The sequence below is a fragment of the Tessaracoccus massiliensis genome (assembly GCF_000826065.2).
In the GTDB taxonomy this organism is placed as follows: domain Bacteria; phylum Actinomycetota; class Actinomycetes; order Propionibacteriales; family Propionibacteriaceae; genus Arachnia; species Arachnia massiliensis_A.
Genome location: NZ_LN623538.1, coordinates 38,677 through 60,102, shown reverse-complemented (window position 1 = coordinate 60,102; position 21,426 = coordinate 38,677). Strand labels below are relative to the sequence as shown.

Below are 21,426 nucleotides of genomic sequence, written 5' to 3'. Positions count from 1 at the left end.
CGCATGATTGAACCGGAGGTTTCCTTGCCTCGGGGCCCGTGACTTGACAGACTCAGTTCACCTGCACTGTCGCACGGAAGGTCTCAGCGTGTTCAACACCTTGTCAAGACGGCTTTTGGCCATCTTCGCGGTGATTGCCCTGTCAATCACCGGTTTCATCTCACCGGGGTCGGCACAAGCCGTCGACCCGCCGGCCTATCAGGGGAACAAGATCACGTTCCCCGGCAACGACGGCCAGCCCCACACCGTCACGTGGGACAAGAACTCCTACATGGTCGACGGCGAGCGTCTCGTCATCTGGTCCGGCGAGTTGCATCACTGGCGCGTCCCGCACGAGGACGGCTGGCGGGATGTGTTCCAGAAGCTCCGCGCCGCCGGCTTCAACGCCGTGTCGCTGTACTTCTTCTGGGGTCTGCACCAGAGCGAAGAGGGCGGCGAGTTCGACTTCACCGGCCCCCGCGACCTTGACAGGCTGCTGACGCTGGCCGCTGAGGAGGGCCTGTACGTCATCGCCCGCCCTGGCCCGTACGTCAACGCTGAGATCTCCATGGGTGGCCTCCCCGCCTACTTCTCCAACAAGTCCGCCGACAGTCTCCGCGGCACCGACCCGTCCGTGCTCGAGCCCTCCAAGGAATGGCTGGCCGCGTTCAACGACATCGCGCGCGAGCACCAGGTCACCGACGGCGGTGGCTCCATCGTCATGTACCAGGTGGAGAACGAACTGATCGCCGACAATGAGCCCCGCCGCGCGTTCCTCAAGGAACTGGCGGAGTTCGTCCGCGCCGACGGCATCACGGTGCCGCTGTTCCACAACGACTATGGCCTGGGCGGTCGCTTCTCCGACGTGGAGAACCTCGGCCTCGATTTCTACGCCTACGACTGGTACCCGCTGGGCTTCTCCTGCGACGCGACCCGCGGCACGATCAGCGACCAGGAGGCCAACCTCCGCCGCTACGCGCCGGACAGCCCGAACTTCATCACCGAGGCCCAGGGCGGCGCGTTCTCCCCGTGGGGCGCCCCGTGGACGGACAACGACCACTGCAAGACCTACGTCGATCCCGCCTTCACGCGCCAGTGGGGCATGAACAACATCGGCCAGGGCGTGACCGCGTTCAACTACTACATGATCATCGGCGGCACGAACTGGGGCTACACCGGCGCTCCCGGCTCCGGCTTCACCAGCTACGACTACGGTGCGGCGCTCGACGAGGACCGCACGATCACGCCAAAGCTCGCGGTGCAGAAGGAGCTGGGCTACTATCAGCGCGGCGTCCCGCAGTTGAGCTCGATGGACCCGGCCCCCCGCATCCAGCCCGCTGAGCTGCAGGGCGGCGCCACCAACGTCTACCAGCGCGTCGCCACCGATGACCTGGAGGATTCGGTCACCGGCAACGGCGTGCGCTTCATCGGCGCCCGCCTTGGCAACTCCAACGACACCAGCACCACCTCGTTCGCCATCCCGCTGAACCTCGGCGAGGAGGGCGGCGTCATCACCGACCAGTTCACCGACGACGACCGCTCCGCGCGGATCTCCTACTCGGCCAACTGGAACCAGGTGGCAGACGGCACCGCCTACAAGGGCACCCTGACCCGCAGCGCCACCGCCGGCTCGACCGCCACGGTCACCTTCAACGGCACCGGCATTGAGGTCATCGCGCCCACCTCGCCGCAGTACGGCACCGCGACGATCTCCATCGACGGCGGCGCCCCCGTCACGATGGACGCCTCCTACAACACCGAGCAGAACGCGCCCGCCCAGCAGACGCTGTTCTCCAAGGCGGATCTGGCGGCCGGCAACCACACCGCCGTCATCACCCTGACGGGCCAGGCGGGCGCCAACGCGAACGGCACGGCCTTCGCGATTGACGCCATCAACGTGCTGGGTGCCCCCAGCGCAGCGCCAACGGTGTACAACAACTCGGATCTGGACTTCTTCACCTTCGATCCCGCCCCGGTGGCGTTCCGCCCCGGCGGCACCGAGTCCGCCCGCTGGACGCATGCCTCCGGTCACACCTGGACCGCCGGCAACATCGACGGCGACGAGACCTACACCCGCACCGCCGGCGACTCGGTGGAGTTCACCTTCACCGGCACCGGCTTCGAGGTGCTCGCGGCCTTCTCCGAAAACCACGGCCCGGCCGATGTCTTCATCGACGGCGTCAAGGTGGGCCAGACCGCGGAGGAGGTCGTCACCACCGGCGCCATCCCCCAGCAGGTGATCTTCTCCAAGCGCGACCTGGCCGACGGCGAGCACACCGTCCGCTTGGTCCACACCGGTGAATTCTTCGACGGCGCAACCGATCCCCGCGGCGCGTACTTCTCCGTCGACGCGGTGCGCGTCTACAGCGCTGACACCGCGCCCGAGCCCGAGGCCCCGGCCGGCGAGCTCGCCTGGCCCCGCATCCCGCAGGAGCCCGGCACCAAGCTCACCATCCACGGCCGCGACGCGCTCATGCTCACCGCAGATCTGAAGATCGGCGGCGTGCACGACATGCTGTACACCACCTCGCAGGTCTTCGACTCCCCCATCGTCACCGCCGACGGCACCCTCCAGACGCTGGTGGGCTACAGCGGCGACGCGGGAGAGACCGTGCTGCGCCTCCCTGCCGGCTACACGGTGGAGGCTCCTGCCTCGGTGCAGCAGACCTACACCGCGGCCACCCAGCAGCTGCGCCTCAACTACACCCACGGCGCCGCCCCGATCGACATCACGGTGACCCGCGCCGACGGCGAGACGCTCATCCTGCGCGTGATGGACCGCGACTACGCGGCCGACACCTGGATGGTCGAGGGCATCCGTGGCGATGTGAACGACAAGGTCCAGGTCTCGGGCGCGTACCTGGTGCGCACCGTCACGTTCGAGGGCACCGTCGCGCACATCACCGGTTCGATGGATGAGGCCGGCACGCTGGCCGTCACCCTCCCCGCCGGCATCACGTCCTACACCTGGAACGGTGGCGCCCTGACCAATGGGGCGGCCCCCGGCCCGGTGGACGTGACTGAGCCCCAGCTCGACTGGGTGAAGAAGGCCGAGGAGATGCCCGTCGCCGTCGACTTCGACGACTCCGACTGGGTGCTGGCCAACGCCACCACTCCCCTGCAGCACCGCCAGGGCCCCGGCCGCAACGGCGTGGTGCTCGACTCGAACCGCTACGGCTTCCACAACGGATCCGTGTGGTACCGCGCCGAGTACACCGCCGCCGACGAGGCGCCCGAGACGCTGAGCTTCCGCGGCAACGCGGGCACGTTCGGCGCGCAGCGCAAGAACCCCGGCTTCTTCCAGGTGTGGGTCAACGGCGAGTACGCCGGCGCCCGCACCCTCAACGGCAGCACTCAGTCCGTCCCGGTGCCTGAGGGCGCCATCACAGGCGGCGAGCAGGTCGTCGTGACGGTCCTGGCCAACAACCTGGGCCTCAACCTCGACTGGTCCGACGACGGTCTGTCGCGCCAGAACCGCGGCCTGTACGAGGCCACCCTGGGCTCGAAGGCCGGCACGGAGACCTGGAAGATCCTGGGCTCGGCTGACCCGTTCGGCCAGATCGACCAGATGCGCGGCATGTACAACACGGGCGGCAAGATCGGTGAGCGCGAGGGCTGGCACCTGCCGGGCGTCGACACCACCGATTGGGCCCCGGCCACCACCATGAAGGCCACCGAGCCCGGCGTCGCCTGGTACCGCACCGAGGTCGACCTCAACGTCCCCGAGGGCCAGGACACCGCGTGGCGCCTCGAACTCGACGTCGACAACTTCGGCAACACGCACCAGACCCGGACCAACGGTTCCCAGGTGGACCTGTACGTCAACGGCTGGAACATCGGCGTGTTCATCGGCGACGTCGGCCCGCAGAGCTCGTTCACCATCCCCGCCGGGTTCGTCGACCCGATGGGCACCAACGAGATCGCGGTCGCCGTCGACGCCAAGGACGTCGACCAGGGCCCGAACATGATCCGTCTCGTCCCGGTGCACTCCACCACGGGCGCCCCGGCCGATTTCGAGCCCTACCCGGCCATCGACCAGGCGGAGTACCTCGAGGGCGTGCGCACCACCCCGGTGATCGCCATCACCTCGGCTCCCTCCGAGCTCGACTGGGGCACCACCGGCACGATCACCTACTCGCTGACCAACGTACCTGCCGGCAGCACCCTCACCGTCGACGCCCCTGAGGGCTGGACGGTGACGCCTGCCACGCAGACCACGTCGGGCGATACGGCCACCGTGCTGGTGACCGCCCCCGCCAGCGGCACCAGCGGCACCATCACCGCCAAGCTGCGCACCCCCGAGGGTCGCACGGCCTCGGCAAGTCAGGCCATCAGGCTGACCGATCCGAGTGTGCTGCAGATCGACGGCATCGTGGCGTGGAACACCGCCGAGCCTCAGGAAGGTGGCTCGAACGGCTACATCACCGCCCTTGCGGACGGCAACACCGCCACGCACTGGCACAGCCGTTGGAGCGGCGGCACCACGCCGTTCCCGCACTACGTGGTGCTCGACCTGGGTTCCGTGCAGGATGTCTCGTCGCTGACGTACATCCCGCGCACGGGCTGCGGCATCCCGAACAACCCGCCGGCCTGCAACGGCACGGTCGACGGCTACCAGGTGTTCGTGGCGACGGAGGGCGACTTCGTCTCCCCCACCGCCGAGGAACTCCGCCAGGTGGCCTACGCCGAGCCGGCCGGGGTGACCTACACGAAGGTCGCCGAGGGCAACTTCGGCGGACAGAGCACCGGTCCCGAGGTCGTCGAGTTCGACGAGCCGGTGAAGGCGCGCTACGTGAAGTTCGTCTCCACGAGCGCCAACTCCGGCCAGGCATGGTCCAGCGCCGCTGAGATCCAGCTCTCCGGCGAGGCGACCACCCCGGCCGCCCCGACGCTGGGCACCATCGGTGCGCAGACGGGCGAGGTGGGCACCGCGGTGTCCATCCAGCCGTCGGTCACCGGCACCGGGCCGTTCACCTGGAGCGCCACCGGCCTGCCGGCAGGCGTGTCGATCAACCCCACCACGGGCGCCATCACCGGCACCCCCACCGAGGCCGGCACGTCCAACGTGACCGTCACTGTGGAGGATGCCGCGGGCAACCAGGCGACGGCGTCGTTCACCTTCACGGTCGCTCCAGCCCCGACGGTTGATCCGACGGAGGATCCTACGGTGACCCCGACGGTCGATCCCACGGACGACCCGACCACCCCGCCGACGCAGAAGCCCACGACGCCTCCGGTGAAGAAGTACGTGCGTACCGCGCCGTACACGCTGCCGGGCCTGCACAAGGGCCTCAACGGTCGTGACTGGAACACCACCTGCGAGCCCTACTCGCAGACCGAGCGGTGCCGCACCGACATCTGGGCCACCATCGTGGTGATCGAGAACGGTCAGTTCGTCCGCAAGGACGGCTGGACGTTCAACAACCTCACCTACCTGCCCTACATGACCCGCGAGGCCTGGGGCGCCAACCCGCTGGCCAACACCGGCGAATGGACCGCCACCACGGACCAGCGCAACTGGCTGACCGAGTGTGACACCGCGCGCACCGGTCGCGACGGGTGCCGTTCCTACACGTTTGTGACGGTCTACCGGGCCACGGCGAAGCCAGAGGGTGGCTACGTGTTCTCGCAGACCAACGAGTGGGTGTTCAACAACATCGTCATGTTCGGAGGCCCCGAACTGCGATAGCGGTTGGTTGAGCCGGTCACGTCCGAGCTTGCGAGGACCGCGACCGTGTCGAAACCCCTGAAGCGTCCCCAGCACCTGAATGAAGGTGCTGGGGACGTTCCTTGTGGTTGAGGTGACAGCTCGGCTGCGGGGGCCGCTGGCTCGCTGGCGAACGCTCAGGGAGCAGAGGCGACTCCGGCATGATGGAGCCCGACACTAGAAGAGACGAAGCGCATGGACCCCGAGACACAACAGCAGCAGTCACAGCCCAGCGTCGGCCGCCAAGTGCTGGGCTGACTCGCTGAGGGGACCCTCATCATCGTCGGTGCGCTGGTCATCGCCTCGCTGCTGCGGATGTTCGTGGGCAGATGTTCGTGCTCGGCGACCACCGCAACGGCTCGGCAGATTCCCGCTGCCATCTCAAGGACGCCACGGAGGTGCCGGGCATGAACGAGTTCGTCCCAGCCCCGGCCTCGCCCGCCCCTGAGCTACCCGAGATCATCCGGAAGGATCCAAGCTGCTGACCCGAGCGCACAAAGAAACGCGGGGCCGGGCTTTCGCCCGACCCCGCGCCTGCGCGTGCGATCCGTCCCTGATCAGCCCTTGACGGCGCCAGCCGCGAGGCCGGCCTGCCAGAAGCGCTGCAGGAGGAGGAACAGCACGATCAGCGGGAGAACACCCAGCAGGGCGCCCAGCATGACCGCACCGCGGTTGGGATCGAAGTAGCTCATCATGCCGTAGAGGCCCAGCGTGACGGGCTTCAGCTCAGCGGAGCTGATCATCATCAACGGCAGGAGGAAGTTGTTCCACGTGGCCACGAAGATGAACAGGAAGATCGTCACCATGGCGGGGGCCAACAGCCGCAGCACCATCGTGAAGAAGATCCTGGCCTCGCCCGCTCCGTCGATGCGTGCGGCCTCGAGGAGCTCCGTGGGCACCGAGCTGGCGGCGTACACGTTGCCCAGGAACACGCCGAACGGCGAGACGATGCACGGGATGAGGATCGACCAGATGGTGTTGGTGATGCCCAGCTGCGAGAACAGCAGGTACATCGGCACCGTCAGCAGCGCCACGGGCATCAGCAGGCCGGTCATCACGATGCCAAGCATCGCGTTGCGTCCGGGGAACTGGAACTTGGCCATGGCGTAACCGGCGGCGACCGAGAGCAGGGTGCCGACGATGGCCGAGACCGTCGAGTAGAAGATCGAGTTCAGCACCCAGCGCGGGAACAGGTTCTGCGTCCATGCCATCAGGGCGTTCCAGTTGGCGCCCCAGGCGATGTCGTCGCCGAACCAGAAGCCGAAGGAGCTCAGCAGGCCGCCCTTGGTCTTGGACGAGGCGAAGATCACCCAGATGATGGGCAGGATGAAGTACAGCGCGACGAAGCCCAGCACCACCAGGGTGAGGGTGCGGGCCAGCTTGCTCGGCGCGATGGAGCGCGGGGGCAGGCCCTCGTGCGAGGGGCGGTATTCGAGGCCGTCCGGCGTGGTGGCCAGCTTGCCGTTTGCAGTCTTGGTTGCCATTACTTCTGAAGCCTCCGCTGAACGAGGAAGTAGACGACGGCGAGCGTGCCGGCGATCAGCGCCATCAGGATGGAGATCGCCGATGCCATGCCGGCGCCGCTGGGCGTGAGCGTGCCCATCATCGTGTTGTACGCCATCATCATCGGGGTGTAATCCTTGGGCATCCAGGTGGCGAGCGTTGCGACGACGGTGGGCTCGTTGAACAGCTGCACGGTGCCGATGATCGACAGCAGGACCGCCAGGAGCGCCGCGCTGCCCACCATGGGGATCTTGATCTGCGTGGTGATCTTCCAGCCCGAGGCCCCGTCGATGCGGGCGGCCTCATACAGGTCACCGGGGATGGCCTGGAGGGCGGCGAGGAAGATCAGCATGTTGTAGCCCGTGAACGTCCAGGTGGTCATGTTGGCCATAGACCACAGCACGACGGGGGGCGACAGGAAGAACGGGGAGCCCTGGATCTCGGGCAGCATGTCCGCGAAGGGCGAAACCTCAGGAATGTAGAGGTAACCCCAGACGATGGCCGCGACGAGGCCGGGGATGGCGTAGGGCAGGAAGTACGAGAGGCGCCAGAAGCCTGGGCGCCGCACGAGGTACGAGTCGATCAGCAGCGCCAGCATGAGCGCGACACCAATCATGACGGGGATCTGCACGATGCCGAACAGGAAGACGCGGCCGATGCCGCTCCAGAACTCGCTGCTGCTGGCTGCGATCTGGAAGTTCTCGAGGCCGACGAAGACCTCGCTCATCTCGCCGCCGCCGTAGAGGCCTCCGCCTGAGGCCTTCACGGTGTAGACCGAGGATCTGACCGCCGACAGGATGGGGGCGACGAAGACCAGGCAGAAGGCGAGGAAGAACGGGAGCGCGAAGGCCCAGCCGCTGATCGCTTGATGCCTAGCCTGGCGACTCCACTTCCTGCGTTTCGGCTCAGCGATAACGCTGGGCGAACTCATGTTTTCTCCTAAAACATATGGGTGGGGGACGGAAACCGGGCCTGGGTGTGGGAGCTTCCCACACCCAGGCCCGGTGTCACTGAGTCACGGTGTGATCAGCTCTGGGCAACGGGAAGACCGGCGTCCTCGAGTGCCGCGATCGAAGCCGTCTGAGCGGCCTCGAAGATGTCTGCGACCTTACCGGAGCCGTTGGCGACGGCGGCAGCGACCTTGTTCATCTCAGCACCCACGGCCGGGAAGCCGGGGATGTAGCCGAAGTCGGTGCTCATGCGCTCGTTGGCCTTGACCAGCTCAGCCATGACGTCCTGGCCACCGAACTGGCGCGACATCTTCTCAGGCGTCTTGGCAGCGGCGGTGGCGGCCGGGACGAGGCCCTGCTGCGCGAGGTCCTCGACCTGGGTGTTGAACCAGGCGTTGAACTCCATGGCCTCGGCCGGGTGCTCGCAGCCCTTCATCACAGCGACGCCGGAGCCACCGTTGGGGCCGGTCATCTCGGAGCCGTTGATCGCGGGCATCTGGGCGACGCGCCACTGGCCCTCGTACTCGGTGCCGTCGAGGCCGTCGAGCGCGAAGCCCGTCTCCCACGCAGCAGCGATGTTACCGATCAGGGTGCCGTCGACCATCGCCGCGCCGTAGGCGTCGCCCCAACGATCGTGGGTGGCAACGGCCTCAGCGTCGAGCAGTTCCTGCCACAGGGCGGCAACAGCCTGGGTCGCTTCGCCCTTGGTGTCGACGACCCATTGGTCGTTCTCAGCCTTGTACCAGGTGGCGCCGGCGCCGGCGGCCTGGCCGGACAGCCAGTAGGTGGCTTCATCCGGGGTGAAGCTGGCGATGTACTTGCCCTCAGCGGCGGCCTTCTTGGCCGCCTCGATGAAGGAAGCCGAATCCGTGGGGACCTCGATGCCGAGGTTCTCGAACTCGGTGGCGTTGTAGAGGTAGACCAGCGGACCGGAGTCCTGCGGCAGGCCGACGTAGGTCTCGCCCACGGCCATCTGGCCGAACGCGCCACCGAAGTCACCCTCGTACTTCTTGGCTTCCTCGGTCACGTCCTCGACGAGGCCCTTGACGAACATGTCCGGCACCTCGGAGTAGCCGAGCTGCGCGAGGCACGGGGCGTTGTTGGCCTTGACGTCGGTCTCGAGCTTGGTGATCATCTCCTGGGCATCGCCGTCGAACTTGGTGGCGGTGACCTGGATGTTCGGGTTCTCGTCGTTCCAACGCTGGACGATCTCGCTGACGGGGGTCATGCCCTCCCCATCGGGAAGACGGTGCAGGTAGTCGATCTGCACGGGCTCGCCGGGCTCCTCGGCCGGGGTGGTCTCCCCAGCCGTCGTGGTCTCCACGGCGGCGGTGGGATCGCCGGCCGGGGTGGTCTCGGCCGGGTCGGTGGTGTCCCCACCACAGGCGGTGAGGCCAAGGGCGGCGACGGCCAGCACGGCGCCGGCCTTCATGTAGCGCTTGAAAGTCATTAATCCTCCGGATCTACTTCGAGCAGGAGCTATTCCTACTGATGACCGTACACCGCCAACCTTCGACGGTGACAACGCGGGTCTGTTAACGCTCACATACTTCGTCAATTTGGGCGTGCCAATTGAGCGACTCGTAATCATTTCGTGACCGAAGCTCGCCATTGGGCCGTCAGCCAGTGATCGAAACGTTATCAGGCGACGAGCTGTCTTGACATCAAACGATCATCTGTCGTTCACCCGATAGGATCGCGGGGTGTCGACAACCGGCTCCGGCGGCGACCGGTTCCCGCCCAGCTTCTCGCGCCCCACGCGCGAGTGGTTCGACGCGGTCTTCTCCTCTCCCACCCCGGTGCAGGCGCAGGCGTGGGACGCCATCTCCCGCGGCGAGCACGCCCTGGTGGTCGCCCCCACAGGCTCGGGCAAGACGTTGTCAGCCTTCCTCTCGGCCATCGATCGGCTCGCCTCCCGGCCCGAAAAGGATCCGACGGCGGGCACCAGCGTCGTCTACGTCTCACCCCTCAAGGCACTGGGCGTCGACATCGAACGCAACCTCAGCGCTCCCCTGACCGGCATCCGGCTGGCGGCCGAGCGGCTGGGCACGCCGTGGACCGACATCACGGTGGGTGTGCGCTCAGGTGACACCCCGCAGAAAGAGCGGGCCCGTCTCATCCGCCGCCCGCCGGACATCCTCATCACCACACCTGAGTCCCTGTATCTCATGCTGACCAGCTCGGCCCGGTGCACGCTGACCGGCGTCGAGACCGTGATCGTTGACGAGATCCACGCCGTGGCGGGCACCAAGCGGGGCAGCCATCTCGCGCTCAGCCTGGAACGCCTCGACAGGCTGACGGGCCGCGACGTGCAGCGGGTGGCGTTGTCCGCGACCGTGCGCCCCATCGAACGCGTAGCCTCCTTCCTGGGCGGCGACCGCCCGGTCACCGTCGTGGCGCCTACGGCCCACAAGAGCTGGGACGTCACGGTGCGCACCGCCGTCGAGGACCTCACCGACATCCGGCCACTGAACCCGCCCAGCGGTGAGGCCCCAGAACTGTTGGATCTCCTCGCCGAAGGTTCGGGCGGCGGTACGACGCCGTCGATCTGGCCGCACGTGGAGCAGCAGCTCTACGCCGCCGTGGCACGAGGTCGCTCAACGCTGATCTTCACCAACGGGCGCCGCGCCGCCGAGCGGATCACCGGGCGGCTCAACGAGATGTGGGCCGAGCAGCACGACCCGGAGACGCTGCCACCCGTCCCGGCCAGGCCGCCGGCCCAGATCATGGCCCCGTTCGACGTGACCCGCGGCGCGCCGCAGGTGATCGCCCGCGCGCACCACGGCTCGGTCAGTAAGGAGCAGCGCGCCGAGATCGAGGCGGCGCTCAAATCGGGCGAGCTCAAGTGCGTGGTGGCCACCAGCTCGCTGGAGCTCGGCATCGACATGGGCGCGGTGGACCGCGTCATCCAGGTGGGTGCCCCACCGTCGGTGGCGAGCGCGCTGCAGCGCATCGGCCGGGCCGGGCACGTCGTGGGAGCCACCTCGGCCGGCGACGTCTACCCGCTGCACCGCGGCGACCTCGCCCCCGCCGTCGTGGCCACCGAGCGGATGCTCGACGGCGACATCGAGGAGCTGAAGATCCCGCAGCATCCGCTCGACGTGCTGGCGCAGCAGACCGTGGCCGCCGTGGCGGCGGAGGGCGACGACGGCCTGGACGTCGACGAGTGGTTCGGCGCCGTGACCCGCTCTCGGCCGTATGCGGACCTGGACCGGGCGCTGCTTGATTCGGTGGTCGAGCTGCTGACCGGGGCGTACCCGTCGGCGGACTTCGGGAACCTGCGCGCCCGCCTCGCCGTCGGCGACGACAACCGGCTGTATCCGCGGCCCGGCGCGCTGCGCGTGGCCGCCACCTCGGGCGGCACGATCCCGGACCGCGGGATGTTCGGCGTGTTCCTGGCCGGCGACGAGGCCGGCGCGCGGCGCGTGGGCGAATTGGACGAGGAGATGGTGCACGAGTCCCGGGTGGGCGATGTCTTCACGCTCGGCGCGTCCTCCTGGCGGGTGGAGGAGATCACGCGCGACCGGGTGCTGGTCACCCCCGCCCCGGGCAACACCGGGCGGCTGCCGTTCTGGCGGGGCGAGGACGAGGGGCGCCCGGCGGAGTTGGGGCGCCACATCGGGCGGCTGCAGCGGGAGGCGACCCGCGACGACGCCCGGCTCACCCGCCCCTTCATCGACGAGTTCACCCGCGGCAACCTCGCCCGCTATCTGGCCGAGCAGCGCGCCGCGACGGGGGCGGTGCCGGACGAGCACACCGTCGTGCTGGAGCGGTTCCGCGACGAGCTGGGCGACTGGCGCGTGGTGGTCCATTCCCCGCTGGGCCGGCAGGTGCTGGGCGCGTGGTCGCTGATCATCGCCGACGCGTTGAGCCGTGAGGTCAGCCTCGACGCGGTGCCGGTGGCCGGCGACGACGGCATCGTGCTGCGCCTGCCGGATTCGGATCTGGTCGACCGCCTCCCCGAGTTGCTGCTGGCCGACCCCGACGACGTGGGCCGCATCGTCGTCGAGCAGGTGGGCGGCACCGCCCTGTTCGCCGCCCGGTTCCGCGAGTGCGCCGCCGTGGGCCGCATCGTCGTCGAGCAGGTGGGCGGCACCGCCCTGTTCGCCGCCCGGTTCCGCGAGTGCGCCGCCGGGCCCCGCTCTGGCAGCAGCGCCAACGCGCCGCGCAACTCCTCGAGGTGGCGCGGCACCACCCACGCTTCCCAATCATCATCGAGACCGTCCGGGAGGTCACGCAGGACGCCTACGACCTGCCGGGGCTGGTCGAGCTGATGCGCGGCCTGCGCTCCGGCGCCGTGCGGCTCATCGAGGTGGTCACCGAGCAGCCCAGCCCCTTCGCCGCGACGCTCCTGTTCCGTTACCCCGGCGCGTTCATCTACGACGGCGACGCGCCGTTGGCGGAGCGCCGGGCCGCGCTGCTGTCGATGGACCCGGAACTGCTGGCCGCAGCCCTCGGCACGCTGGATCTCCGCGAGGTGCTGGATCCCGAGGTGCTGGCCGAGGTGGTCGCCGATCTGCAGCACACCGCCTCGAACCGCCGCGTGCGGATCGACGACCTGCCCGCCCTCGCCCGCGAGCTGGGCCCGATCCCCCTCGCCGAACTGCCCGACCGGGTGGTGCCCGAGGAATCCGCTGCCCTGAGCGATCCCCGCGGGGCCGACACCACCGTCCTGCAGTTGGCCGGCCGCCCCCACCTGGTGGCGGCCACCGACCTGGGGTTGCTGCGCGACGCCCTGGGCATCCCCGTCCCCGCCGGCTTCTCCGCGCCCCCCACCGAGGGCCGCGACGCGCTCACCCAACTCATCGCCCGCTTTGCGCGGACCCACGGCCCGTTCACCGCGCAGGAAGTGGCCGACGCGTTCGGCCTGGGTGTGGCCACCGTAGGTCTGGTCCTGGAGCGCGAACGCGTCGCCAAGCGGCTCGTCGAGGGTCGCTTCACTCCAGCGGGCGAGGCCGAGTTCGTCGACCCCACGGTTCTGCGCCGCCTGCGGATCCGTTCCCTGGCCAAGGCGCGCTCGGAGGTGGAGCCCGTACCGCAGGCGGGATTCGCGCGGTTCCTCGCCGCGTCCCACCACGTCGACGACCCGCCGCGCTCCAGCGCCGACGAGGTGCTGCTGGCCCTGCAGCGCCTCGCCGGGGCGGCGTTGCCCGCCAGCGCGTGGGAAACCCACGTGCTGCCCGCCCGGCTGCGCGGCTACGAGCGTGCCCACCTCGACGAGCTGCTGGCGGAGGGCGAGGTGGTCATCCGCGTGCGCGGCTCGGCCGGGCCCAACGACCCGCTCGTCGCGCTGGTGCCGGCAGACGACCTGGACCTGCTCGGCCCGCCAGACGCGGCTCCGTCGGCGGAGGCGGTGGCGCTGGCCGAGCGACTCGCGCTCAGCGACGGCACCTTCGCCTCCCTCCAAGGCTCCGAATCGGCCGCGGAGCTCGCCGATCAGTTGTGGCGGGCAGCCGAGGAGGGCGCGGTGGCCCCGTCGTCGATGGCCCCGGTCCGTGCCCGCGTCGGCGGCGCCTCGCGCGGCGCACACAGGGCCCGCCGCCCGTCGCCGCGCCGGCGCGCCCGGCTGCCCCGCCCGTCGCGGGCGCTGCTCAGCGGCCAGGGCTCCCTGACTCCGTTCCAGGTCTCCGGCCGTTGGTACCGCGTCCGCGACCCGCTGCCCTCCCCCGCCGACGCCGCGCTGGCCCTGGCGTCGTCGTGGCTGGAGCGCTTCGGGGTGATCACCCGCGGCGGGGTGACCGCCGACGGCACCCCCGGCGGGTTCTCGACGGCCTACCGCCTGCTGGCCACACTCGAGGACTCGGGCAAGATGCTGCGCGGCTACCTCGTCGACGGCCTGGGCGGCGCGCAGTTCAGCACCCCCGAGATCATCGAGCAACTCCGCAGGCACTCGGTCCCTGAGCGTGCCACGCGAGCTTGCGAGCCGGGCACGACGAAGGGCCCCCGCAGTTTTCCCACCAGCCCTACCCCCATCCTCCTGGCCGCCCTCGACCCCCATCCTCCTGGCCGCCCTCGACCCCGCCAACCCGTACGGCTCAATCCTCCCCTGGCCGCCGCACCCGACGGCGCACCCGTCGCGCGCCGCCGGGGCCCTCGTCGTGCTGGCCGACGGCGAATGCCTGGCGCACCTGACCCGCGGGGGCCGGATCCTCACGCTCTTCGCCGCGGGTGAGGACCGCGAGCAGCATGCCGCCCTCGTGGTGCGGGCCCTGCAGCAGGCTGTGGCGGAGGGCCGGATGGAGCGGGTGCGGATCGAGGAGGTCGACGGCGAGCGCGTCGCCGCCTCCGGAGTGCAGGACGCACTGCTGGCAGCAGGCGCCAAGGTGACGCCCAAGGGCATCGTCGTGGAGGCTCCGCGTGCCTGAGGGCGACACCATCTGGCGCCTCGCCGAGCGCTTCCAGCCCCTCGTCGGGCGGGTGATTCACCACAGCGACTTCCGCGTGCCGGCGCTGGCCACCGCGTCGCTGGCGGGCGAGCGGATCAGCCGGATCTGGCCGTACGGCAAGCACCTGTACTGGCAGTGCGGGCAACGCATCCTGCACACGCACCTGCTGATGGACGGCACGTGGCGCAGCCACGCTGTCGGCGACCGCTGGTCGGCCCCCGCGCACACCGCCCGCCTGGTCCTACAGATCGACGGCGTGGAACTGGTGGGCCATTCGTTGGGCATCGTGGAGCTCTGGCCGGCCCGCGAGTACGGCCGGCGCACCGCCCACCTGGGTCCGGACATCCTGGCTGCCGACTGGGCCGCCGCCGGCCGCGACGAGGCGCTGCGCCGGATCCTGGACCGCCCGCAGCGCAGCATCGGCGAGGCCCTGTTGGATCAGCGCAATCTCGCCGGGATCGGCAACGAGTACCGCGCCGAGGTGTGCTTCCTGCAGGGCCTACACCCGGCCGTTCCTGTCTCGCACACCGACGTGGGCGCGGTGATCGACCTGGCCGCCAAGCTCATGCGCGCCAACCTCACCACGCCGATGCGCACGTTCACCGGCATCCACCGCGCGGGCGAGAACACCTTCGTCTTCGGCAGGAAGCACCGCCCGTGCCGACGGTGCGGCACGCGGATCGAATCGTCGACCCTGGGCGGCGGCACGTCGGTGACCAGCCCGGACGCCGGTCAGGAGCGCATCATCTGGTGGTGCCCGACGTGTCAGGCAGGTGCCGTGTGAGCTTCCTGCGAAGCGACTCAGGCAGCTCCACCTTGTGCATCTCCGCATCGGCGGCGACCAGGATGGTCCGGGCCCGGTTGTGCACGGTCCCCGAGGAGGGGTCGACGAGTTCAGAGGCCAGCACGATCGATGAGGTGCCCAGATGCACGGGGGCGACCCGAACCTCGTAGGGCTCCAACCGATGCTCGAGCTGCGCGAGGTAGTCGACGTCCTGGCGGGCGACCAACCACAGGTACTGCGAGCCCTTCGAGCCTGCGCGGGCCATCGTCGGGTCCCACTGCGTGGTGGCCTCGACGCGGGCCTGCTGGATGTAGTCGAACACCTTGGCGTTGTTGACGTGGCCGTAGCTGTCGAGATCCGTCCAGCGCACGGGCAGCGTCACCGGGGTGCCCGCTCCCTCCAGCGGAGGGGCCGTCAGCTCGCGCAGCGGCTCCACCTCGGTGCGGTGGCCCTCGAAGAACGCCCGGTACTCCGGCCTCAGCTTGATGGGCTTCTGCTCGTCGAAGCTGAATGCACACAGCATGGTGCGGGCCTTCAGGGCCACGTCGCCGCCCTGGGAGATCTCGTAGGCCAGTTCCACCCGCGAGGCGCCCAGCGTCGAGACTCCGAGTTCGATCACCACGTCGCCGTCGTCGTACTCGACGGGGCGGCGGTACTCCACCTGGTGGCGGGTCACGATGATGCCCTCGTCGAGCAACGCGGAGGCTGAGCCCCGGCGAAGGAAGACCACGCGGGCCTCCTGCAGATAGTCGACGAGCACGGCGTTGTTGACGTGCCCCTGCGCATCCATGTCGGACCAGCGCAGGGGGCACTCCCAGCGGAACAAGGCTTAGTCCTCCTGCGGGTACAGCGTCTCGACGATGTCGGCGTACTTTTCGGTGACCGCGCCGCGGCGGATCTTCATGTTGGCCGTGACGCCGTCGTTCTCGACGGTGAGTTCGTGGTCGAGGATCGCGAAGGTCTTGACCGTCTCCCACTTCTCCAGCTTCGCGTTGACGCGCGCCATCCACTTCTCGATGGAGGCGCGGATCTCGGGCCGCTGTGAGAGTTCGGCGTAGCTGAAGTGGCCCAGCTCCCGCTTGTCCGCCCACTTCTGCAGCAGCGCCGGATCCATCACTACGAGGGCAGAGACGTACTTGCGGCCCTCGCCGATGGCGATGGACTGCGCCACGAAGGGGATGTTCGCCTGGATGGCGCCCTCCACCTTCTGCGGCGCGACGAACTTGCCACCCGAGGTCTTGAACAGGTCCTTCTTGCGGTCGGTGATCCGGATGTGGCCGCTCGGCGCGATCTCGCCGATGTCGCCAGTGTGGTACCAGCCGTCGGCGTCGATGGCCTTGTCGGTCTTGTCCGGCAGGTTGTGGTAACCGGGCGTGATGATGGGGCCACGCAGCAGCAGCTCGCCGTCGTCGGCCAACTTGGCCTCCATTCCCGGGATGGGCGGGCCGACGGTGCCGAGGTGCGGATCCGCGGGCAGGTCGACGCAGGCGATGGCGCTGGTCTCGGTGGCCCCGTAGCCCTCGACGATGAGGATGCCCGCGCCGTAGAACCACTTCTGGATCTGCGGGCTCAGCTTGGCCGAGCCGGAGATCATGAACTTCATCTTCCCGCCGAGGCGCTCCTTGAGCTTGGAGAACACCAACTTGTCGGCGAGCTTGTACTGGATCGCGAGCGCGCCCTTGAGGGGGCGGCCGGCGAGCCGGTCGTCGATGGACTTGTAGCCCACGGAGAACGCCCAGCGGGCGATCTTGCCCTTCAGGCCGGTGTTGCCGGTCAGGACGGCGGCGCGGACCTTCTCGAAGATGCGCGGCGCGCCGCACATGAACGTGGGGTGCACCTCGCCCAGGCCTTGGACGATCTTGTCGATGCGGCCGTCGACGGCCGAAGCGAACCCGTAGTCGAGTTGCGCTGCGATGAGCGCCTTGCCGAAGACGTGGCTGAGCGGCAGCCACAGGAACTGCAGCTCGTCGGGGCCGATGATGTCGAGGTACTTGGTGGAGGCACCCTCGTAGACCCACGAGATGTGGTTGAGGCGCACGCCCTTGGGACGGCCGGTGGTGCCGGAGGTGTAGATGAGGGTGGAGAGGGTGTCGTGGTTGGTGGAGGCGATCGATTCCTTGAGCGCGTCCGGGTTGTCCCTGAGGTACTGCTCCCCCAACTCCTGGAGCTTGTCGTAGGCGATGATGCGCTCGTCGAAGGTCACGCCGGTGCCGTCGATCACGACGATGGTGTGGAGCTGATCGTCGAAGTCCGGGGTGTCGAGCACCTTGGCAAGCTGCTCGGCGTTCTCGGCGACGAACACCTTGGAGCCGGAGTCTCCCACGATGTAGTGCACGTCGCCTGATGCGGTGTTGGGGTACACGGTGGTGGTGGCGCCCGCCGCCACGGCGATGGCGAGATCGAGGAACAGCCACTCGAGACGGGTGCTGGAGCAGATCGCGACCCGATCCTCGTACCCCAGGCCGCGGGCCAGCAGGCCCGCGGCGAGCTTGTCGATGATCGTCTCGGACTCGCGCCAGGTCAGCTTGCTCCACGTGTTGGGGCCCTCAGCGGCCCCGTCGGGGTACATGAACGCCAGCTTGTCGGGCGTCTCCTCCACCCGTCGTCGCAGCATGTGGCCCACCGAATCTGCGGCGCGCTGCATGATCTCATCACGAAGTCCCATGGGGTCCCTTTCCACGTTTGGACGCAAGGCTAACGTGATGGCGCCCCAGGGGCCAGAGAAAACCCAGATCAATTACTTGAAACATAAACCATGTGCTATTCTGGCCCTTATGTCTGAACCAGTTGCAGGCTGGCTCACCGAGAGCCAGCAGAGGGTCTGGCGGAGCTTCCTCCTGGCCAACACCCACATCAACGAGTACCTTGACGCCGCGCTGCAGAAGTTTAACCTGTCGCTGCCCGAGTATGAGGTGCTGGTGCGCCTGAGCGAGTCACCCAACCGCACCCTCCGCATGGGCGAACTGGCGTCGTCGGTGGGGCATTCCCGCTCTCGGCTGACCCACACCGTCAAGCGCATGGAGCGCGTGGGCCTGGTCTCGCGCACCTCCTGCGACTCCGACGGCCGCGGCGTGCAGGCCACCATGACCGACGAGGGCTTCGCGCTGCTCAAGCGTGCCGCCCCCGCACACGTCGATTCGGTGCGCCGCGTCTTCGTCGACGCCATCGCGCCAGAGGACTACGCGGCGCTGGGCCGCGCCATGCAGGCGTCTCTGGCGGTGGCAGACTAGGGCGCGTGACAGTCGCCTCCCTCCCCCACGCCAGGCTCCTCAGCGAACTCGGCGAACTCGCGCACATCGTCGACGACACCACGCTCACGCGGGCGCTGTATTCCTCGGACGCCTCGCTCTACCGGGTGGAGCCGCAGGCCGTCGCGCATCCCCGCACCTCCGAGGAACTCATCGCGGTGGTGCGGGCGGCGCTGAAGACGGGCACCCCCATCACCGCCCGCGGCGCGGGCACCTCGTGCGCCGGCAACGCCGTCGGCCCCGGCCTCGTGATCGACGTGGCCAGGCACCTCAACACCATCCACTCCATCGAGCCTGCCACGCGCACCGCCGTCATCGACCCGGGTGTCGTGCAGGACCAACTCCAGATCGCCGCGCGCCCCCACGGGCTGCGGCTGGGCCCGGACCCCTCCACGTCGAACCGCTGCACAGTGGGCGGGATGATCGGCAACAACGCCTGCGGCCCGCGGGCACTGGGCTACGGCCGGATGGCCGACAACGTGGTCTCGCTCGACATCGTCACCGGTACCGGCAAACTCCTGACCCTCGGCCTCGACGACGTACCCGAGCTACGAGCGCTGGTCGCCGCCAACCTCGGCACCATCCGCACCGAGTTCGGCACGTTCATCCGCCAGGTCTCCGGCTACTCGCTGGAACACCTGCTGCCGGAGCGCAAGTTCGACCTGCCGAAGTTCTTCGCCGGCACCGAAGGCACCCTCGGGGTGATCGTGCGCGCCACCGTGCAGCTCGTCGCCGACGCACCGCACTCGGTGATGGTCGCGCTCGGCTACCCCACCATGCCCGACGCTGGTGACGACATCTCCAACCTGCTGCGCTTCAAGCCCACCGCCTGCGAGGGCCTGGACCGGCGGATCGTCGACGTGGTGGTGGCCAAGAACGGCCCCGAGTCCGTCGGCGATCTGCCCGCCGGCGACGGCTGGATGTTCCTCGAACTCGTGGGCGAGAACCGCGATGAGGTGCTGGAGCGGGCACACGCCGTCGTCGAGGAATCGAAGGCCACGGAGGGCTGGGTCGTCGAGGACCCCGCCCGCGCCGCCATGCTCTGGAAGATCCGCGCCGACGGCGCCGGCCTGGCCGGCGTCAGCCTGGACAGGCCCGCCTACGGCGGCTGGGAGGATGCGGCGGTCCCGCCGAAGCACCTCGGCGAGTACCTGCGCCGCTTCGACGCCCTCCTCGCGGGGCACGGCCTGCAGGGTTTGCCCTACGGGCACTTCGGCGACGGCTGCGTGCACTGCCGCATCGACTTCCCGCTCGATGCCCCGGACGGCGCCGAGCGCTACAAGGCCTTCGTCGAGGAGGCCGCCCAGCTGGTGGCCTCGTTCGGCGGCTCGATGTCCGGCGAGCACGGCGACGGCCGGGCCCGCTCCGCGCTGCTGCACCACATGTACTCCCCCGAGGCGCTTGAGCTGTTCGCCCAGGTCAAACGCATCTTCGATCCCGAGGGGCTCCTGAACCCCGGCGTCCTGGTGGATCCCGCCCCCGTCGAGGCGGACCTGCGGATGGTGGCGGCCAGTCGATCACCCCTGTCGCTGAGCGACGCCAGCTTCGTGGAGGCCGTCCACCAGTGCTCCGGCGTGGGCAAGTGCCTGGCCAACTCGACGGCAGCTGGCGGCGTGATGTGCCCCAGCTTCCAGGCCACGCGAGATGAGAAGGACTCGACGCGGGGCCGTGCGCGGGCGCTGCAGGAGATGGTCAACGGCTCGCTGATCACCGGCGGCTGGCGTTCGCCCGAGGTGCACGCCGCGCTCGACCTGTGCCTCAGCTGCAAGGGCTGCGCGCGGGACTGCCCCACCGGCATCGACATGGCCGCCTACAAGGCCCGCGTCACGCACGAGACCTACAAGGGCAGGCTGCGTCCGCGCAACCACTACGCGTTGGGTTGGCTGCCGCGCTGGGGTCGCCTGATCACCCGCATCCCCGGCCTCGGCCCGCTGATCAACGTGGTGGGCAGGGCGCCGGTGCTGGGGCGGGCATTGAAGTTCGCCGCCGGCGTCGACGGCCGCCGTCAGATCCCCCGCTTCGCCGCCACGTCGGAGAGGGACCGTTTCCTGAGCCTGCCCAGCGAACTTGCGAGCCAGGCAGATCGAAGGACGGTGGAGGGCCCTTCGAGCGGGCGCGAAGCAGCCGGCTCAACCGACGGCTCGAAGGGGCGGGTGCTGATCTGGGTCGACTCGTTCTCGGACTGCTTCGAGTCCACGTCCTTCGCCGCCATGGTGCAGGTCCTCGTGCGTCTGGGCTACGAGCCGGAGGTGCTCGACGAGACCGCCTGCTGCGGCCTCACGTGGATCTCCACCGGCCAGCTCGACGGCGCACGCAGGCAGATCTCGAACGCCGCTGCGGTGCTGGCGCGTTATGTGCGCGACGGCGTGCCCATCGTCGGCGTGGAGCCCTCGTGCACCGCGGTGTGGCGCAGCGATGCGCCGGAGCTGCTGCCGGACGATGCGAACGTCGCGGCGCTGGAGGGCAAGGTCCTCACGCTGGCCGAGTTCCTGACCGCCGATCCGGACTTCACGGCCCCCGATCTGAGCGGTCACACGATCGTGGCGCAGCCGCACTGCCACCACGCCTCGGTCATCGGCTGGGCGAAGGACCAGGCGATCCTGCTGGCCACCGGCGCCGAACTGGTGCAGGTGGGTGGTTGCTGCGGCCTGGCGGGCAACTTCGGCGTGGAACGCGGCCACCACGAGGTCAGCGTCAAGGTGTTCGAGCATGACCTCGGCCCGGCCGTCGAGGCACATCCGGACGCGATCGTGCTGGCCGATGGCTTCTCGTGCCAGACGCAGCTGACCTCGCTGGCCGGCCGCGCGTCGATGTCGCTCGCGGAACTGCTCGCCACGCATTAGCCCTCTGAGCGTGCCCCGCGAGGAAC

13 protein-coding genes are annotated in these 21,426 nt (G+C 69.1%); 8 read left to right on the top strand and 5 right to left on the bottom strand.

Features of this window, described 5'->3' with window-relative positions:
- The first annotated feature begins 100 nt into the window (after positions 1-100).
- Both BN1186_RS01140 and BN1186_RS15325 read left to right on the top strand, forming a co-directional pair.
- A complete protein-coding gene (locus tag BN1186_RS01140) occupies positions 101-5,668 on the top strand; it encodes a beta-galactosidase (protein ID WP_139650735.1) in 5,568 nt (1,855 codons plus the stop codon).
- 347 nt (positions 5,669-6,015) lie between these two features.
- Entirely contained in the window at positions 6,016-6,171 is a 156-nt protein-coding gene (locus BN1186_RS15325; RefSeq protein ID WP_180348993.1) for a hypothetical protein, read from the top strand.
- A gap of 72 nt (positions 6,172-6,243) precedes the next feature.
- On the opposite strand, the gene BN1186_RS01135 is transcribed toward BN1186_RS15325, so the two are convergent.
- The 3 genes from BN1186_RS01135 to BN1186_RS01125 all read right to left on the bottom strand — a co-directional run bounded on the left by BN1186_RS01135 (position 6,244) and on the right by BN1186_RS01125 (position 9,571).
- Positions 6,244-7,170 (bottom strand): carbohydrate ABC transporter permease, encoded by a 927-nt coding sequence (locus BN1186_RS01135; RefSeq protein WP_040281739.1) that lies wholly within the window; start codon positions 7,168-7,170, stop codon positions 6,244-6,246.
- Positions 7,170-8,120 carry a carbohydrate ABC transporter permease gene (locus BN1186_RS01130; protein WP_040281737.1) on the bottom strand — a complete coding sequence of 317 codons (951 nt, stop codon included), beginning with the start codon at positions 8,118-8,120 and terminating at the stop codon, positions 7,170-7,172. Before BN1186_RS01130 ends, BN1186_RS01135 begins: the two co-directional genes overlap by 1 nt.
- A 95-nt stretch (positions 8,121-8,215) precedes the next feature.
- On the bottom strand, positions 8,216-9,571 hold the full coding sequence (locus tag BN1186_RS01125; RefSeq protein ID WP_139650752.1) for a type 2 periplasmic-binding domain-containing protein: 1,356 nt from the start codon (positions 9,569-9,571) through the stop codon (positions 8,216-8,218).
- 271 nt (positions 9,572-9,842) lie between these two features.
- Between BN1186_RS01125 and BN1186_RS16190 the strand changes: the two genes are divergently transcribed.
- From BN1186_RS16190 to BN1186_RS01115, 4 genes are read left to right on the top strand one after another with little or no spacing between them, the layout of a single operon-like run.
- Complete coding sequence (locus BN1186_RS16190) at positions 9,843-12,413, top strand: DEAD/DEAH box helicase (protein WP_052459629.1); 2,571 nt, start codon at positions 9,843-9,845, stop codon at positions 12,411-12,413.
- A complete protein-coding gene (locus BN1186_RS16185) occupies positions 12,320-14,311 on the top strand; it encodes an Lhr family helicase (protein WP_281278427.1) in 1,992 nt (663 codons plus the stop codon). Before BN1186_RS16190 ends, BN1186_RS16185 begins: the two co-directional genes overlap by 94 nt.
- A complete protein-coding gene (locus BN1186_RS15880) occupies positions 14,238-14,504 on the top strand; it encodes a hypothetical protein (RefSeq protein WP_052459628.1) in 267 nt (88 codons plus the stop codon). The genes BN1186_RS16185 and BN1186_RS15880 overlap by 74 nt, the downstream gene beginning before the upstream one ends.
- The gene (locus BN1186_RS01115) at positions 14,497-15,309 is read left to right on the top strand and encodes a DNA-formamidopyrimidine glycosylase family protein (RefSeq protein ID WP_040281733.1); all 813 of its coding nucleotides are present in this window, start codon (positions 14,497-14,499) and stop codon (positions 15,307-15,309) included. Before BN1186_RS15880 ends, BN1186_RS01115 begins: the two co-directional genes overlap by 8 nt.
- Here the strand turns inward: BN1186_RS01115 and BN1186_RS01110 are convergent.
- Together BN1186_RS01110 and BN1186_RS01105 are read right to left on the bottom strand one after the other, a co-directional pair.
- Positions 15,269-16,135 (bottom strand): acyl-CoA thioesterase, encoded by an 867-nt coding sequence (locus tag BN1186_RS01110; RefSeq protein ID WP_052459627.1) that lies wholly within the window; start codon positions 16,133-16,135, stop codon positions 15,269-15,271. The genes BN1186_RS01115 and BN1186_RS01110 overlap by 41 nt on opposite strands.
- 3 nt (positions 16,136-16,138) lie before the next feature.
- The gene (locus tag BN1186_RS01105) at positions 16,139-17,974 is read right to left on the bottom strand and encodes an AMP-dependent synthetase/ligase (RefSeq protein ID WP_040281731.1); all 1,836 of its coding nucleotides are present in this window, start codon (positions 17,972-17,974) and stop codon (positions 16,139-16,141) included.
- A gap of 109 nt (positions 17,975-18,083) precedes the next feature.
- Here BN1186_RS01105 and BN1186_RS01100 point away from each other — a divergent pair, with 109 nt between their 5' ends.
- Both BN1186_RS01100 and BN1186_RS01095 read left to right on the top strand, forming a co-directional pair.
- Entirely contained in the window at positions 18,084-18,539 is a 456-nt protein-coding gene (locus BN1186_RS01100) for a MarR family winged helix-turn-helix transcriptional regulator (RefSeq protein ID WP_040281729.1), read from the top strand.
- 5 nt (positions 18,540-18,544) lie between these two features.
- Entirely contained in the window at positions 18,545-21,400 is a 2,856-nt protein-coding gene (locus BN1186_RS01095) for an FAD-binding and (Fe-S)-binding domain-containing protein (protein WP_040281727.1), read from the top strand.
- Positions 21,401-21,426 lie beyond the last annotated feature (26 nt).